Here is a 16,108-nt window from a genome sequence, read left to right as displayed (position 1 = left end):
TTATCGAATTTATTTAAAATTGATGCCACATTCAAGTAACCATCCATTAATTAGCCCTTTTGTTATCCTAGTTTTTCGACCCGAACATTCTAAACTTTTTGCCACAAATAGATTCGCCAAATTCTTATGATGACCTAATGTTGTGAAACGATGCTCGATTAGTTTTTTAATTTCATAGAGTGGCAAACATCTCATAGAAACATTTTGCGCTAGTCCAAGTAAGGTTTGGTCATCGTAATCGAAAACTTCTTTAGCACTTTCCCAATTTTCTATACATCTTTTTGATGCAAGCACCATATCCAAATCGTTAACTGTAATAGCATTTACTGCACGTTGAAAGACTTCTGTTATTAAATAGCAATCACTTTGGGATACAAATACAATCTTAGCTTTCCGATCAACTTCATATTGTTGCTTAATGTGTTTTACCACACAATTGGAAACTAATTCACTAATATTCCAATGCATACTTTTAGCTGGCGATATATGCTTTACATTATAAAATGTTGTTACCCCATTTTCCACCACCTTTATATCATCAATAATACTTACATCAGTGATAAATGCTTCAGGATAAATAATCCTATCTGGCTCAAAAAAGCTAAAGGAGATTTGTAAAGCCAAAAACCAACATTGATACTCAACACCTATATGGGTAGCGCTACCGTCTGGATATGCCATAGTTGCTGTAGTTATGTCGTGCGTGTTTGAGCATTATAAGGGTTTATTTTTATTAAATTACAAAATAGTAAATTTGACATTGAATATGTGGGTTACAATAAAAAATGAAAGTTTTTGGGAGACATTTTTTTTAATAATTATTATCTTACTTAAAAGTCAAAAACAATCACCATCGATAAAAATTACAAGATTTAAACGATTTCTATGATAGGCTAATCTCAAGTAAAAAGGAAGGTCTTACGCTATTTATCCTTTCTGAAAAAATATAGAAAAGTTACATTCCTGACGAATTTGATGATCACGAGTTGGAAATTTCTATTAACAAGGCCAGTGAATACGATTCTAATGAACGCATACCCCATGCCCAACGTATCGTAGATAGTCTTCTAAATACTATTTAGATAATGACTTAACTAATTACAATAAATACTCATTCTCTGATAATGCCTATAAATTTTTAAAACTCATAGGCAAGAAGTTATTTAAAGATCACATCCATTTTCCACTTCGACAGACTTTTGAGAATTATAGTCTTTTCAAAGCTATAGACAGTATGGAATATCTAACATTTACAATTGACGTTCTATTAGTTTTAGACAGAGCAGAATTTAAACTATATACTGACAAGATTCTTATTGAGCCTTTAAATGAAATAGGTTTCGATGATTTAGAAATTACCTTAAAGATTATTAATAAAGAAGAAACCAAAAGTGCAGTAGAAAGAGAACTCATATTCAATACTACACAGAATTTTATGGGTTTAACTTGCGTACATATTTTTTGATAATAAACTTCTCTTAAGAAGCAATAAAAGTTATGATTCGATAGAATTTATTATTCTAACTCAAGTTTCGCACCCTAAAAACACTGAGATTTTAGGGTAAAAAAAGAAAAAATGTAGCATACAAACCTTGCCAATGGCCTGGTTTTTAAGTATTTTTAAAGTGCAAACAAGAAAATACAAATATGCTACAAAACAAAGATATTGCTAAAACCCAAGACTTCAAAACTTTTCAAGTCCGTGAAACAATCCGGTGTCCCGTTTTGGGAGTTAATAAAGTTGATCCTGGCCCTACCTTTTATGGATGTGGAAAGTATAGGCTCTGTCTTCGATGGCAAGTCCACAGTTGATGTGAAAGCCCAAAAAGATACCTATTACAGGGCTTTGACCAATCAGAAAATGGACTGGCGCAACCTGCTTTTGCTGTTTGTAAAACGCTACCTGTCGCTCGACCGTGATTTTACCACGCCAGAGGACGATCATAAATGTTTGATATTCGATGATACCGATATAGGGAAGCGTGGCAAAAAAATAGAAGGGCTATCCAAGACCTTTGACCATGTGAACCACCGCTTCATTTTTGGCTTTAAGCTCCTTGTTGCAGGCTACTGGAACGGGAGCGTTTTCATCCCCGTGGATTTCAGTTTCCACAGGGAGAACAAGGACAACAAAAAGAACAAATACGGCCTGACGGGCAAACAACGCAAACAGCAAAAGAAAACCAAAAGAGGCAAGGGGCTGCCCGTTGTAAAACGCTTTAGGGAGCTGAACTCGAAAAAAACGGGTATGCTGGTGGATATGTTCAAGCGCATCAATCAGCGTAAGATAGAGGTTGACTATATTTTGACGGACAGTTGGTTTACCTCCATAAGCTTGATAAACAAACTTTTGAAGGTTAATAAAAAGGTGCACGTCATTGGGATGTACAAGTACAACAGCAAGCTTTCCATAGATGGGAAGGAACACTCCATCAAACAGCTCAGAAAGCGCAAGGGCAAAATGTCAAGGCAAAGGTCGCTAAAGCTGTACTACTTCCAATATGTTGGCGAGATCGATGGAGTAAAAGTAAAGGTGTTCCTCTCCAAAAGGGGCGTCAACGGGGCGTGGCACACCATAATCACCACCAACACAAAATTGAGTTTTAAAAAGACCATGGAGATATACAGCATCCGCTGGACGATAGAAGTATTCTTCAAAGAGGCCAAACAATTGTTGGGCCTGGGCAAATGCCAATCCACGAATTTTGACGTGCAGGTGGCCCAGACCACACTAACGATGGTTCGGTACTTATTGATAAGCTTGAGGCACAGGATGGAAGCTTATCAGACCATTGGCGGTATATTCAAGGACATAAAACAGGATTACCTCGAACATAAGCTCAATGAAAGGTTGCTTTTGGCAATCGTGGATATTTTGGAAGTTTTGGATTTATTGGTCAAGGATATAGACATTAACTCAATTGCAAGAAGGTTAGTACTTTATAATGAATCTTTGTCGTTCTTGACCTATCCACCAGATCCTGCAAATAACAGTAAATTAGCAGCTTAAATTAAGTGCGAAACTTGAGTTATTCTAATTGAAAATTACTAGGATTTAAGAACAAATAAAATCAGTTGACATTAAAACAAATGTTGCCTTCAAAATATCAAAATGTTGTACCTATGTTGTACCTGACCCTTTTTTGAAAGGTTTTTAAATGAAAAAAGCCGAAGATTTCTCTTCGGCTTTTGTACAGGTGGGGAGACTCGAACTCCCACACATCGCTGCATTAGATCCTAAGTCTAACGTGTCTACCAATTCCACCACACCTGCATTTTAATATTTTAACGTTTTTTATTTCGCTATGTCCTAAGTCTGGCGTGTCTACCAATTCCACCACGCCCGCATTTTAATATTTTAACAGTATAAATTTCGCTATGTCCTAAGTTTAGCGCTAATCTCTGGGCAGAAACCTGATTCACTATTGAACTGCGCCAAACCGCCATTTTTATTGTTAAGTATTCAATATTTTTGCAACCATTCAGATAATTAGGTTGGTTAAAATGACCTTTTATCTATAACATTGAGATTGAAATGTTTTACCAAACTTCATACTATTCGTCGATCAAAAGACTACCTTTTTCTTTTAACGCCTGCATATCTTTACTTATTTTGAGGTCAAGCACCTTAGCGTAGTGTTGGGTGGTTGTGAGATTGGTATGTCCCAGCATTTTACTTACCGTCTCAATGGGAACACCCCTAGACAGGGTCACGGTTGTGGCGAATGTATGTCTGGCCATATGGAAAGTAAGAGTCTTTTTGATCTGACAGATCACGGCAATCTCTTTGAGATAGGCGTTGACTTTTTGGTTACTTGCAACTGGCAACAATCTGTTGTCATTTTCAACTCGGGAATAATTAGCATATTTATCTAAAATTCTCTGTGCTTCAGCCAATATAGGTATGCTGCTTGGCGTATCTGTCTTTGTCCTTTTAATTTTGATCCATTGGCCGCCATCATCCCCCAGAAAAATATCATCTTGGTTTATCTTTTGGACATCGATATAAGCAAGACCCGTAAAACAGGCAAATATAAAAATATCCCGTACTTGATTTAAACGGTTCATTTCAAAGTCCTTTTCAGCCAATCTTTTGATCTCTGCATCTGACAGAATTTCCCTGTTAACGACTTTCTTTTTCATTTTCCAATTGATGAAAGGATCTATTTGGATATAGCCGTGCGCTTGCGCAATATGTATAACTTTTTTAAAATTCCGAATATATTTGAGTGCAGTGTTATTCGCGCAATTTTTTTCGGTTTTGAGATAGAAGGCAAAACCCTCGATGAATTTGTAATCCACATCCTTTATAGGAATATCAGGAATACTATAACTGGAAATTATATAATTTTCCAAATGATTACAAACGGTGTCGTAGCGTTTATAAGTTCCTAGTGCATAATCACCTGCAGGGATCAAACGAAGAATCTTATTATTGTGTTCTCGAAAAAGCTCTAACGCTAACTTGTAAATCTGATTTTTCCCATGGTATTTATCCCGAAGATCTTTAGCTGTGAACGATTGACCGCTTTTCGATAATTCTTGATGATTCTCAAAAAAGAAATTTTCTATGCTTCTAATCAGCGAATTGATTTCTTGAGCTTTGACCGATGTACCTCTGACTCGTTCAGCAGCAGCATCCCATTTTGTTACTGGTATCTTTCTTGAAATACTCATTTCCGACCGAGTACCATCAACTGTAATACGACAATAAATATTGGCCAGATCATTAGAATCTGTCTTTGTTTTTCGGATATGAAACAAAATGGATATGGCAAACGACATTCAAAAGGTATATTTTACCTTGAAAGTACTTCTTTATTCTGAGATAAACAAAAGTCCAACTTCTGATTATCATTGACTTAAACCTATTCGGGAGTCATTTATTTTTAAAAAATTATACTCCCGAATCTGCAGCATAATAGATAGTTTTATTTGATTTTATATGCTATTGTAAAAAATTAAAAACCCCGCAAACAATGATGTTTGCGGGGTTTTAGTAAAATCTGATTTTGTTCTAGTGGGCAATGAGGGATTCGAACCCCCGACCCCCTCGGTGTAAACGAGGTGCTCTGAACCAACTGAGCTAATTGCCCTATTTATTGGTCTGCAAATATAGTCTAGTTTTTCAAATTTCAAAACTTTTTTTTAATAAAAGAAAAATTAATAATATCCTAGAAAGATCAGGCGCCATCCCTAAGAGGATTTATACTGTTATCGACTCATTTTTAGTCGATTATAAAAATTAAAACGAGTTTGTCCAAAACCAATTTTTAGCTTCGCAAGATATAAAAGATAACATCCTAGTTTTTAATATCAATCTTGAAACTTTCTGTACTTGGCCATGATGAACATATAGAGGCCAAAACAAATTAAGCCCATGGCCACCGTAGCAACAAGCCAAGGCCCATAACTCTCTCTCATAAAGGCAAAAGCCTCTGAAGTTCCTTTAATGTCTTGAGTACTTGCCGTATCTGCAGCCCTAAAAAAGAAATATGAAATAATCGCAACAACGATACCCCTCGACACTAAACCAGCATAACCCAACCATTTTATGGTTTTTCTTGTATTGATATTAGACAGGCTCTCTAACTGGAATTTGCCCAAGAAATCACCCTTATAAGCCTTGACTATCTGAAACACCGCCTTAAGTGCCAATCCTGCCGCAACTGCATAAAACACATAAGGCAATACCTCTAAAGGAATCATTTTTGCTTTGCTGTTCCCGCCACCACCAGAGGGTTTGACAATTTGATATATTGAGAAAACACCCAAACCAAGATAAACAAGCGCGCTAATGAAAAATCCAACACGTTTTCCTATTCCCTTAGCGTCAGATCCAATATCCTCTGGATCTATGATGCTTTCATAAAAGCGCCAGAACGAATAGCACAACAATCCCAATCCCATAATTCCCAGAAGCACATTCCCAAAAGCTTGCTTTTGTAAAAATTCAAGAACACCCAATTTTCCTTCTGAGCTTCCACCTAAGCCGCTTGCTGCACCAAAAGCCAATACTCCTGTGAGGAAATACACTACGCCCTTTGAGACATAACCACTCTTGGCAACTTTTTTTATCTTGCTATCCATAATTCACTTGATTTTTCGAATGCTTCAATATACACTTCTACCTCTAAGTCGTTAATTACATTAAATAAATATGTGCATCATATCAACTTAAATAACTACGACAACAGGTTCAAAAACAATCAAATATTGAAATACGAAAAAAAAAGTCTCAGTAATAGTGATCTGTTTAATATTGAAGATGGGACAATTGAATGCTGATTGAGATACGTTGAAGTGCCGCTTTTAAAAATTTAAAAAAGTAGGGTTTTTAAAGTTTAAACGACCTCTGCCACAACAAAAGTGCTGCCGCCAATATAGATGAAATCAGTTCTGGAAGCATTCCGTCGGGCTGCCGCTAAAGCTTGAGTCACACTTTCAAAGGCCTCGCCCTTAAAACCGTTTTCTAAAAATCTAGACTTCAAGAGTTCCGCATCTAGACCACGTGGCACGTTAGGCTTGCAGAAATAATACTGCGCGTCTTTGGGCAAGATTGGTAAAATTGCGGATATATCCTTATCGTTCACCACACCAAAAACAACATGCAAATGCTCAAATGTTTCCGTTTGGATTTGTTTGAAGGTGTAAATCAAGCCTTCCTTGTTATGTGCGGTATCACAAACCGTTTTAGGATGTTCGGCCAAAACCTGCCAACGCCCCAATAATCCAGTGTTTTTCACGATGTTTAAGAGTCCGTTTTTAATAGTTTCCTCGGAAACAGGAACAGCATTTTGATTTAAGATGGCAAGGGTTTGTAGCACCGTTTTCATATTGTGCTTTTGGTAGGCTCCTTTTAAATCGGAAACATAATCGCTCTTGATCAATTGGTCTGCAAAATAAATAGCGGCGTTGTTTTGTATGGCGGTGCTTCGGAAGACAGTTTCGGTTTCTGGTTGTGTCTCTCCTACCACCACAGGAATGTTCGGTTTGATAATACCTGCTTTTTCCTTTGCAATAAGTTCTAAGGTATTCCCCAAAAATTGTACGTGATCTAAACCAATATTGGTTATGACCGAAACCTCTGGAGTAATGATATTTGTGGAATCCAATCTACCACCCAAACCAACTTCAATAATGGCAATATCGACCTGCTCCTCAGCGAAATATGCAAAGGCCATGCCGACACTCATTTCAAAAAAGGAGAGTTTATGTTGTTCTAAAAATGCGGTATTTTGTTTGATGAATTCAATGACAAAAGCTTCAGAAACCTCTTTCCCATTGATTTTTATGCGTTCGCGGTAGTCCTTGAGATGTGGCGACGTATAGAGCCCTACCTTATAACCCGCTTCCTGTAAAACCGAAGCCAGGCCATGACTTGTAGAACCTTTCCCGTTGGTGCCCGCAACGTGAACCGATTTGAAGTTGCGCTCTGGATGATTCAAATGCTCTGCAAAAACCAAAGTATTGGTCAAGTCTTTTTTGAAAGCAGCCTTACCTTGATTTTGATACATGGGCAATTGTTGGAACATCCAACTCACTGTATCCTGATAATTCATGGCTAATTTGTGGGCGTAAAGTTAATACTCACTTTCCCAAATTGACGAACAGGGGCTTTAGAATCGGCTGGCCATTTGTAGGATTTGGCTATTTTCCTTGCCACTTCCTTTAAACAGGTTGTGGCGTTATTACTGCCTCGAACACCAGGAGTTGCTTCAATGACATCGCCATTTTGGTTAACCACGATATCAACGACGATCAAACCATATTCGTTCTCACAACCTTCAAATATCTGAAATTTAGGCTTGCCTCTTCCGTTGAGTCCATAACCCATACCGCCATTTCCCGCACCCGGATTTCCTTTGTATGGCGCATACGGACTCCCATCTAACTGCCCCTTGTCTCCGGGACCATCACCTGGACCTTCGCCTCCGGTTTGAGTGCCATCCGATTTTTTGACGCCACCGATTAAGGCATCCAATTTTTTCTTTTTCGCCTCCTCGGCTTGACGTTGTTTTTCAGCAGCTTCCTGCTTTTCACGTTCCACGCGTTCAGCTTCAGCTTTCGCCTTTGCGTCAGCTTTCGCTTTGGCATCGGCAGCTTCTTTTTGCTTCTTTATGGCAATCGCTTCCGCATTATCGGCAGTCAATACTTTTTCAGAAGGCGCTTCGGTTTTTGTTGGCTCCACCTTGGCTTCCTCAACTTTAGTTTCTTTGATTTGGGGTTTAGTGACTTCCTCTCTTGGCTCTGATTTAACTGGTTCTGTAGGCTGGATGTTACCTGTACCCACTTCCGAGTTACCAAAATTAACCGCAACGCCATACTCTACAGGAGGATCCAGATAAGGAGTACCAACCACAAATAGCAGTAGCACCAAGATCACAATGATCAAGGCCGTTATTTTTGCTGAATTTTGTTCGTGTTTGGTCTCTAGGTAACGCATGGTTTTTGGAGTACAAGATCTTTTACTAAGAATTATTTCTCAATTAGTCATTTGGTTTAACCGCCAAAATGACCTTAAACTTATTTCTGTTGGCGATATCCATCACTTTGACCACATTCTCAATGGGCACCGATTTCTCGGCACGCAACACAATGGTTGGTTCTTCTTGGGAGGCCAGCATGTCTTTTAATTGGGTTTCCAAAACACTTTCGCCAACTCGTTTTTGGTCAATATAATATGTCAAATCCTTTTTGATGCTCACTGCGACCGATTGCTTGTTTTCGGTCTTTCCGCTGGCCTTTGGCAGCACAATATCAATGGCGTTAGTCGTTACCAAAGTAGAAGCGAGCATAAAGAATATCAACAGCAGGAACACAATATCGGTCATGGATGACATATTGAATTCTGGCGTGACTTTATTTCTTCCTCTTAATTTCATAGATATGAATTATTTTTTTAGACACTCATTCTTAAAACTGGACATTTTCAAGTGACCGATTGCTTTCTGCAAACTGCCAACTGAATACAGCCCACTTTAAATCGGCTCGTTTAAGTGGTCTAAAAATTCGAGCGAGTTGGCTTCCATTTGATAAATGACCTTATCGGTCTTTACCACCAAATGGTTGTAGGCCATGTAAGCCACGATACCCACGATCAAGCCACCAACCGTTGTGGTCATGGCGGTGTAGAGCCCATCGGAAAGCTGCTTGATATCTATTTGACCACCAGAATTGGCAATCTCAAAGATGGACAATATCATCCCGATTACTGTACCCAAAAAACCTATCATGGGCGCAACACCAGATATAGTGGCCAGCACGCTTACGTTTTTCTCTAAGCTATACACCTCTAGACGACCGGCGTTTTCTATAGCGGTATTGATATCTTCCAAAGGTTTTCCGATTCTGGTAATCCCTTTATTGATAAGTCTTGACACCGGCGAATTTTGTTGTGCACACAACATTTGCGCAGAATCTATTTTGCCATTAGACACATGATCCTTTATTTGGTTCATGAAATTGCCATCAATTTTGGAGGCAGCCTTTATGGCGAACAAACGTTCAAAATAAATGTAGATTGCAGCGATCAAAAGGACGAACAATAGTATCATGATGATGATTCCTGCGGTACCACCACTAGTGATCAACTCAATGATCGACAAGGTTTTTTCTACAGGTTGTTCTTCTAGAAGCACTTCAGCAGTATCCTGAAGCAGACTCATTATAAGCATAGGTTAAATATTTGGATTGGTTTATTTACTTTTCAGTTATAGATGTAACGTTTAAATTTAATGGAAATTATATTTAAAAATAATTAAGGCTGTATCCATTAGTATCTCAATACAATTGGCCTTTAGAACCAAGACTAGCTTTGAACTAAACCATTGGCCTGTTGCTCTTGGTTTGCCTTGGCTACATTTGAAATCGCTATAAGGTCTCTACCATTTTATGTTATTTTATGTTGAACATTCAACCCTGTTTGTCAATGTTATAGAGAGGCTTCCTGCACATCGTTGTTCAAATTGGTTTTAGACCTAAAATATAGGTGGCCGAATTTGAAGTTTTAGTCTTTCTGCAGCCTCCAAAAGGCTCAACTGCAATCATGACCTATTTGGTTCATTACTTCATCAAATTGATTTAAAATATCGTTCTCGTAAAGAAAAAAGCTATAGCACCAGATAAAAACCCAATCAATGCCAACCATGAAATATTTTTGAGATACCAGAAAAAGTCAATTTTCTCCATACCCATTGCCACAACGCCTGCTGCAGAACCAATGATCAACATACTGCCGCCAGTTCCTGCCGAGTAGGCTATAAAGTGCCACAATGCATTATCGATTCCCTGTGAGAACATGCCTAAACTTGCGGCAACGAGCGGGACATTATCTATAACCGCAGAGCCTAAGCCTAAAAGCAAGATCACTAAATCTGACACAACAACTTCTCCTGCCGGCGCGGCCATTTCCGTACCTAAAGTAGGCACTGTATCTTGCAAAGTGCCTGCAAAATTAAAAAGGATACCCAATGATTCCAAGGCTGCAACTGCCATTAAAATCCCAAGGAAAAATAAGATACTCGGCAGTTCAATCTTCGATAGCGAATGGTGAACCGCGCTGTGTGATTCTCTTACTGGGATTTCATCAGAATCTTGACTGGTCAAGCTGGCCATGCTAAATTTAGTATTACTGTAAATTTCAGCAAAAGTTGCCACGATACCTAATGCAAGCATCATCCCCACGTAAGGTGGTAAATGAGTCACGCTTTTAAATATTGGCACAGCAACAATTCCGCCAAGTCCTAAATAGAGCATTGTAGCACTATACTTGTTTTTTGGCCGCGTCAAATCCTCATTTTGATTTTCTAACTTCCCTTTGAAAGTTGGCAAAAAGGAGGCTATAAAAAACGGTACCAGCATACACAACAAGGATGGAAGGAATAAATACGCAAACAAATGGCCCGTGGTTACTTTTTTACCTATCCAAAGCATTGTGGTAGTCACATCGCCAATTGGGGACCAAGCGCCACCTGCATTGGCTGCGATAATAATTAAACCGGCATACCAGATACGCACATTACGATCATGAACCAATTTTTGTAAAATGGAAATCAATACGATGGTGGCAGTTAAATTATCGATTATTGCAGAAAGGAAAAACGCCAAAAAGCCGAAAATCCATAAAATACGTCTTTTACTCTTTGTTTTGATGAAGCCCTTGATTGTTGCAAAACCGTCAAAATAATCAATGATCTCCACAATGGTCATCGCGCCCAAAAGAAACACTAAAATTTCGGCGGTCTTGCCCAAATGGTGCAAAAGGGTTTCTTCCATCCATTCTAAACGTCCTTCATGTTCCAAACTTGCAAAACCATCGACCAACGCATGGTTGGCAGAATCAAACCATTGGGTAAAACTATCAATCCCAAGAGCGATGAGCGCCCAACTTATGGCCATCATTACCAATGCAGGGATTAATTTATCAATTTTTATGCTATGCTCTACCGTGATAGCAAGATAGCCAAATACAAATACTAAAATTACAATGGTTTCCATGGGGTAATTATCAAATTAGCTGACTTAGCGCAATCTCAAACGCCGTAGCACTGATTCCTGTTTTTGTTTTATTTTTATCGTGAACGCGTTGCAACGCTTCCCTTATGGTCTCTGAAGTGTCACTAAAAATGGCCTCATCTGTCATTAGCACTTTACGCTCCATGAAATAAGCGAAAACCCTGGCCATCCCACAGTTGGAAATAAAATCGGGAATGAGGCTTACCTTTTGATCTGTGTGCTCCATGATGCTTCCGAAGAAAATCTCTTTATCGGCAAATGGCACATTCGCACCACAAGTTACGACCTCCAGGCCTGTTGCAATCATCTGGTCAATTTGGCTTTGGGTTATGAGTCTTGATGCAGCACAAGGCGCAAAAATCTCGGTTTCCAAAGCCCATATTTGTTCGTTTATTTCAGAAAAAGAGATCAAATCTTTACTTATGAGCGTGTTTCCTTTTTTATTGAGATAAAGGTCTGTGATTTCATTAAAAGAAAACCCTTCCTTTTTGATCACCCCTCCCGAAATATCGATAATGCCCACTACTTTAGCGCCCATCTGTGCCAAATAAAAGGCCGCTGCCGCACCAACATTGCCAAAGCCTTGAACAATGGCCCGCTTTCCAACAATGGATTCGCCCTTGATATCGTAAAAATGCTTTGCAGCTTCGGCAACGCCAAAACCGGTGATCATATCTGCAATCTTATATTTCTTTGAAATGTTTGGTGAGTATTTTGGATCATCAATCACTTTGATCACACCATGACGTAATTGACCAATCCTGTTGATTTTATCGGCAATGGAAGGCTTAAAGTGACCTTCAAAAACACCTTCTTGTGGATGCCATACGCCGCTGGCCTCAGTAATAGGGATGACCTCATGGGTCTCGTCCACATTAAGGTCGCCACCTGTACCGTAATAACTTTTCAATAAAGGAGACACCGCTTTGTACCAACGTTCTAAAACACCTCTTTTGCGAGGATCATTTGGATCAAAGTTGATACCAGACTTGGCACCACCAATGGCAGGGCCAGAGACGGTAAATTTGACCTCCATGGTTTTTGCCAGCGACAATACTTCATTCATATCCAAACCCTTGCGCATACGCGTACCACCCCCGGCGGCCCCGCCTCGAAGCGAGTTGATAACCGTCCAGCCTTCGGCTTCGGTTTCAGGATCTTTCCAATTAAAAATAATTTCAGGTTCTTTATCTTCGTAGATCTGAAGCAGTTCTTTCATTTAGTGGTAGTCAATTGATGGATTTTAGTTTCAAGATAAAATATGTTTAAACTAAAATTCTGATCTTAGTAAATAATCTGTAAAACTAACAAATATAAAAACTAAAAAGTGTGAATTATTAAATTTTAAGTATTTATTTAGGAAACCAAATTTGCCCAGAAGAATGATCTTGATTTGCCCCTGTAACGCTTGCCAAGCAATTGACTTCGTTTCTCAATTTTAGAACGCCCAACAGCCCAAAAATCAAGGCTTCCTTATAATCCACAAGTTCATTTGCAGGCTTTACGAGTTCAAAATCCTGGTGTGTTTTTATGCGGGACAACAAGAAATCATTATAAGTACCTCCTCCAGTGAAAAGCACTTTTGATCCCTTTTCAATAGTATGGGCGATTGTCATGGCCGCATGTTCTGTAAACGTAGAAATAACATCAATCACAGCGCATGGATGCGCTGCAATGACAGGTTTTATTTGTGCTTCTACCCACTCCAATCCTAAAGATTTTGGCGCGCTTTTTTTATAATAGGGCAGTTGGTTTAGCTGCGCGAGCAATGCCTTGTGCACAAAACCGGTTTTGGCAATTGCACCTTCAGCATCATAATCTAAACCTAATAATTTGGCATACTGGTTCAAGACAATATTTACAGGACAAATATCATAAGCGATACGTTTTCCATTTACTTCGGAAGACTTGTTTGCAAAACCACCAAGGTTAACGCAAGCGTCATACTGCATAAAAAGCAAAGCATCACCTATTGGCACCAATGGCGCGCCTTGTCCGCCCCTCTTTACATCTGCAACTCTAAAGTCGCAAACAATGGTTTGTTGGGTCAAATTGGCCAATTCTGGTAAGTTGCCAATTTGGTAAGTCGTCTGTTTCTCGGGCTGATGCAGCGCAGTATGACCATGTGAGCACACCGCATCCAATCTTGTGATGTTGTGCTTATGAATAAACTCATTTATGGCTTCCGCTAAATGCGCAGTGTATTTTTTGTCAATAGTTTGAAGTTCCTCTGCTGAAAGATTTACGAGATTTTTCAGAATTGACGACCATGTTTCGGTATAGGCAATGGTTTCAGCAGTATGTATCTTGAAACTCCAACGCTCATTAAAACTTAATGTGACGTAGGCCAAATCAATTCCGTCTAAAGAAGTCCCAGACATAACACCAACGACCTTATATTCTGACTTTGACATATTCTGTAAAAATAGATATTCCTATTGAAAATAAGACACCAAACCCTTATCTTTGCACAGAAATTTTATCAAATCAATAGTTATATATGGATTTTAGCCTTACAGAAGAACACAAAATGGTGCGTGATGCCGCTCGAGAATTTGCTCAAAACGAATTATTGCCTGGCGTAATAGAACGCGATGAGAAACAAAAGTTCCCCAAAGACTTGGTAAAAAAAATGGGGGAACTCGGTTTTATGGGCATTATGGTAGACCCGAAATATGGCGGTAGCGGGATGGATGCCATCTCCTACGTGCTCGTTATGGAAGAGCTCTCCAAAATTGATGCATCGGCCTCAGTAATTGTTTCTGTAAATAATTCATTGGTTTGCTACGGTTTGGAAACCTACGGAAACGAAGAACAAAAACAAAAATATTTGACCAAGTTGGCCACTGGCGAATTTGTGGGCGCTTTCTGCCTAAGTGAACCTGAAGCCGGTAGTGACGCTACTTCCCAACGCACCACTGCTATAGACAGAGGTGACCATTACGTGATAAATGGCACCAAAAACTGGATTACCAGTGGCGGACGCGCAGATGTGTATTTGGTCATTGCACAAACCGACAAGCATAAAGGTTCTCACGGCATCAATGCCTTTATTCTTGAAAAAGGTATGGCAGGTTTTGATGTTGGACCCAAAGAAAATAAGTTAGGAATTAGAGGAAGCGACACGCACACCTTACAGTTTAACGATGTGAAAGTGCCTAAGGAAAACCGTATTGGTGAAGATGGTGCTGGCTTTTTATTTGCAATGAAAACCCTTTCTGGGGGCCGAATTGGCATTGCTGCACAAGCCTTAGGAATTGCTGCTGGAGCTTATGAATTGGCTTTGAAATATTCAAAAGAACGCAAAGCCTTTGGTACGGAAATTTGCAACCACCAAGCCATCGCTTTCAAATTGGCCGATATGTATGTGGAAATCGAAGCAGCACGTCATTTGGTAATGAAGTCTGCATGGGATAAAGACCAAGGCAATAATTACGATATGTCTAGCGCCATGGCGAAACTCTATGCCTCAAAAGTGGCGATGGAGCAAACAGTAGAAGCAGTCCAGATTCACGGCGGTAACGGGTTTGTAAAAGACTACCACGTTGAGCGTTTGATGCGTGATGCGAAAATCACACAGATTTATGAAGGCACTTCTGAGATTCAAAAAATAGTGATCTCCAGAAGTTTGATTAAGGAGTAATTTTTATTCAATATTCTAATGAAAGACTCAACTTAGGTTGGGTCTTTTTTTTTTGGATAAAACAGTTTACAGGTTCAAAAACAACTTCATTTTTTACTGCCAAATTTTCAGATGCAATAGAAATAACTAATTTTTTACTTGCTCAATAAATCAAACTGTTTCCCTAATATGTAAGACCATGTTACATATGTTATACGATTTGTTACAATAGTCATATTCTAAAAACAATGCTTGAACTACTTTTGAAGACAATCACTTCAACATCAAAAAACAGAGGCTGAGATACTATAAAGAATACGTTTGACCAAAAACCTTCAGCATTATTATATATGATTTTATGGACTGTTTGAACAGCAAACTTTAATATCATTTTTAGCATTGACTAGTTCAAAATATATTGAACGAAATTGGCTTATGCAGTACCTCGGGAAATTTGGATTTTGACTAGCCTAAATTTCGTATTGCATTTAAATGTGACACTTCTTTTAACTTAATCCTTCTAGCCGGCCTGTTTTTCAGAATTAAAATGCCTAATCTCAAGTTGTCAATTCTCGTTGTTTTTTGAGAAATATATTCGGTTTTATGAAAACGAACCTTGCTTTTATACTCATCCTCATTCCTTTAGTTTGTATTTCTCAAATTGAAAGCTTGGAATCGAATACTAAAATTGCAGATTCCTTAGAGACGCTTGGGCAATATAAAGAGGCTATTCCCTACAGAGATTTAGCCTTACAAGAACAACATCATTCTAAAGATTTTTAGCTTCTAATTAAAGCGAAATGGAATTATACTCAGTCTTGTAAGTTTGAAGCTATCGGCGGAAAGGAGAATTATTTAAAAGCTCTGGAATTTTCATTAAAAGCAAAAGAAATTGCGAGTAAAATAGAATCCTCTGTCCTATTTTTCAAACATCAAATCGCCAACAGAATTTACCATCAATATGGTTAT

General features: G+C 38.8%; 14 protein-coding genes and 2 tRNA genes. 4 read left to right on the top strand and 12 right to left on the bottom strand.

All coding sequences use genetic code 11. The annotated features are described in order from the left end of the window. Window positions 1-9 precede the first annotated feature (9 nt). Complete coding sequence (locus ESY88_RS15295; protein ID WP_147087541.1) at window positions 10-681, bottom strand: dsDNA nuclease domain-containing protein; 672 nt, start codon at window positions 679-681, stop codon at window positions 10-12. A 553-nt stretch (window positions 682-1,234) separates the two neighbouring features. Here ESY88_RS15295 and ESY88_RS15290 point away from each other — a divergent pair. Beyond that, a complete protein-coding gene (locus ESY88_RS15290; protein ID WP_147087540.1) occupies window positions 1,235-1,465 on the top strand; it encodes a hypothetical protein in 231 nt (76 codons plus the stop codon). 201 nt (window positions 1,466-1,666) lie between these two features. Further along, window positions 1,667-3,010, top strand: coding sequence for an IS4 family transposase (locus tag ESY88_RS15285; RefSeq protein WP_449458196.1), 1,344 nt, complete (start codon window positions 1,667-1,669; stop codon window positions 3,008-3,010). 182 nt (window positions 3,011-3,192) lie between these two features. Here the strand turns inward: ESY88_RS15285 and ESY88_RS15280 are convergent. The 11 genes from ESY88_RS15280 to ESY88_RS15230 form a co-directional block, all read right to left on the bottom strand. After that, window positions 3,193-3,274 (bottom strand) — tRNA-Leu (locus ESY88_RS15280). A 281-nt stretch (window positions 3,275-3,555) separates the two neighbouring features. Then, window positions 3,556-4,785, bottom strand: coding sequence for a site-specific integrase (locus ESY88_RS15275; protein WP_147087538.1), 1,230 nt, complete (start codon window positions 4,783-4,785; stop codon window positions 3,556-3,558). A gap of 236 nt (window positions 4,786-5,021) precedes the next feature. Further along, window positions 5,022-5,096 (bottom strand) — tRNA-Val (locus tag ESY88_RS15270). Window positions 5,097-5,316: 220 nt separating this feature from the next. After that, window positions 5,317-6,090, bottom strand: coding sequence for a DUF1206 domain-containing protein (locus tag ESY88_RS15265; protein ID WP_147087537.1), 774 nt, complete (start codon window positions 6,088-6,090; stop codon window positions 5,317-5,319). A gap of 254 nt (window positions 6,091-6,344) precedes the next feature. Continuing rightward, window positions 6,345-7,562 carry a bifunctional folylpolyglutamate synthase/dihydrofolate synthase gene (locus ESY88_RS15260; RefSeq protein WP_147087536.1) on the bottom strand — a complete coding sequence of 406 codons (1,218 nt, stop codon included), beginning with the start codon at window positions 7,560-7,562 and terminating at the stop codon, window positions 6,345-6,347. 2 nt (window positions 7,563-7,564) lie between these two features. Continuing rightward, window positions 7,565-8,446 carry an energy transducer TonB gene (locus ESY88_RS15255; RefSeq protein WP_147087535.1) on the bottom strand — a complete coding sequence of 294 codons (882 nt, stop codon included), beginning with the start codon at window positions 8,444-8,446 and terminating at the stop codon, window positions 7,565-7,567. 43 nt (window positions 8,447-8,489) lie between these two features. Next, window positions 8,490-8,885, bottom strand: coding sequence for an ExbD/TolR family protein (locus tag ESY88_RS15250; RefSeq protein ID WP_147087534.1), 396 nt, complete (start codon window positions 8,883-8,885; stop codon window positions 8,490-8,492). A gap of 96 nt (window positions 8,886-8,981) precedes the next feature. Beyond that, window positions 8,982-9,677, bottom strand: a complete 696-nt coding sequence (locus ESY88_RS15245; RefSeq protein ID WP_189702618.1) for a MotA/TolQ/ExbB proton channel family protein — start codon at window positions 9,675-9,677, stop codon at window positions 8,982-8,984. 406 nt (window positions 9,678-10,083) lie between these two features. Further along, window positions 10,084-11,499, bottom strand: coding sequence for a sodium:proton antiporter NhaD (gene nhaD, locus ESY88_RS15240; RefSeq protein WP_147087533.1), 1,416 nt, complete (start codon window positions 11,497-11,499; stop codon window positions 10,084-10,086). Between the two features lie 10 nt (window positions 11,500-11,509). Continuing rightward, window positions 11,510-12,736 (bottom strand): Glu/Leu/Phe/Val dehydrogenase dimerization domain-containing protein, encoded by a 1,227-nt coding sequence (locus tag ESY88_RS15235; protein ID WP_147087532.1) that lies wholly within the window; start codon window positions 12,734-12,736, stop codon window positions 11,510-11,512. Window positions 12,737-12,869: 133 nt separating this feature from the next. Continuing rightward, the gene (locus ESY88_RS15230) at window positions 12,870-13,931 is read right to left on the bottom strand and encodes an anhydro-N-acetylmuramic acid kinase (RefSeq protein ID WP_147087531.1); all 1,062 of its coding nucleotides are present in this window, start codon (window positions 13,929-13,931) and stop codon (window positions 12,870-12,872) included. An 86-nt stretch (window positions 13,932-14,017) separates the two neighbouring features. Between ESY88_RS15230 and ESY88_RS15225 the strand changes: the two genes are divergently transcribed. After that, a complete protein-coding gene (locus ESY88_RS15225; RefSeq protein WP_147087530.1) occupies window positions 14,018-15,160 on the top strand; it encodes an acyl-CoA dehydrogenase in 1,143 nt (380 codons plus the stop codon). Between the two features lie 582 nt (window positions 15,161-15,742). Continuing rightward, on the top strand, window positions 15,743-15,922 hold the full coding sequence (locus ESY88_RS15220) for a hypothetical protein (protein WP_147087529.1): 180 nt from the start codon (window positions 15,743-15,745) through the stop codon (window positions 15,920-15,922). Window positions 15,923-16,108 lie beyond the last annotated feature (186 nt).

It is taken from the genome of Subsaximicrobium wynnwilliamsii (assembly GCF_007997225.1).
In the GTDB taxonomy this organism is placed as follows: domain Bacteria; phylum Bacteroidota; class Bacteroidia; order Flavobacteriales; family Flavobacteriaceae; genus Psychroserpens; species Psychroserpens wynnwilliamsii.
This window is presented reverse-complemented; position numbering and strand designations above follow the sequence as displayed.

What these genes read in the sequence shown, in the direction of transcription:
- ESY88_RS15235 (WP_147087532.1), bottom strand. Translation starts at nt 12,736, where the DNA reads ATGAAAGAACTGCTTCAGATCTACGAAGATAAAGAACCTGAAATTATT.
- ESY88_RS15225 (WP_147087530.1), top strand. Translation starts at nt 14,018, where the DNA reads ATGGATTTTAGCCTTACAGAAGAACACAAAATGGTGCGTGATGCCGCT.
- ESY88_RS15295 (WP_147087541.1), bottom strand. Translation starts at nt 681, where the DNA reads ATGGCATATCCAGACGGTAGCGCTACCCATATAGGTGTTGAGTATCAA.
- ESY88_RS15275 (WP_147087538.1), bottom strand. Translation starts at nt 4,785, where the DNA reads ATGTCGTTTGCCATATCCATTTTGTTTCATATCCGAAAAACAAAGACA.
- ESY88_RS15230 (WP_147087531.1), bottom strand. Translation starts at nt 13,931, where the DNA reads ATGTCAAAGTCAGAATATAAGGTCGTTGGTGTTATGTCTGGGACTTCT.
- ESY88_RS15245 (WP_189702618.1), bottom strand. Translation starts at nt 9,677, where the DNA reads ATGCTTATAATGAGTCTGCTTCAGGATACTGCTGAAGTGCTTCTAGAA.
- nhaD (WP_147087533.1), bottom strand. Translation starts at nt 11,499, where the DNA reads ATGGAAACCATTGTAATTTTAGTATTTGTATTTGGCTATCTTGCTATC.
- ESY88_RS15250 (WP_147087534.1), bottom strand. Translation starts at nt 8,885, where the DNA reads ATGAAATTAAGAGGAAGAAATAAAGTCACGCCAGAATTCAATATGTCA.
- ESY88_RS15260 (WP_147087536.1), bottom strand. Translation starts at nt 7,562, where the DNA reads ATGAATTATCAGGATACAGTGAGTTGGATGTTCCAACAATTGCCCATG.
- ESY88_RS15290 (WP_147087540.1), top strand. Translation starts at nt 1,235, where the DNA reads ATGGAATATCTAACATTTACAATTGACGTTCTATTAGTTTTAGACAGA.
- ESY88_RS15265 (WP_147087537.1), bottom strand. Translation starts at nt 6,090, where the DNA reads ATGGATAGCAAGATAAAAAAAGTTGCCAAGAGTGGTTATGTCTCAAAG.
- ESY88_RS15220 (WP_147087529.1), top strand. Translation starts at nt 15,743, where the DNA reads ATGAAAACGAACCTTGCTTTTATACTCATCCTCATTCCTTTAGTTTGT.
- ESY88_RS15255 (WP_147087535.1), bottom strand. Translation starts at nt 8,446, where the DNA reads ATGCGTTACCTAGAGACCAAACACGAACAAAATTCAGCAAAAATAACG.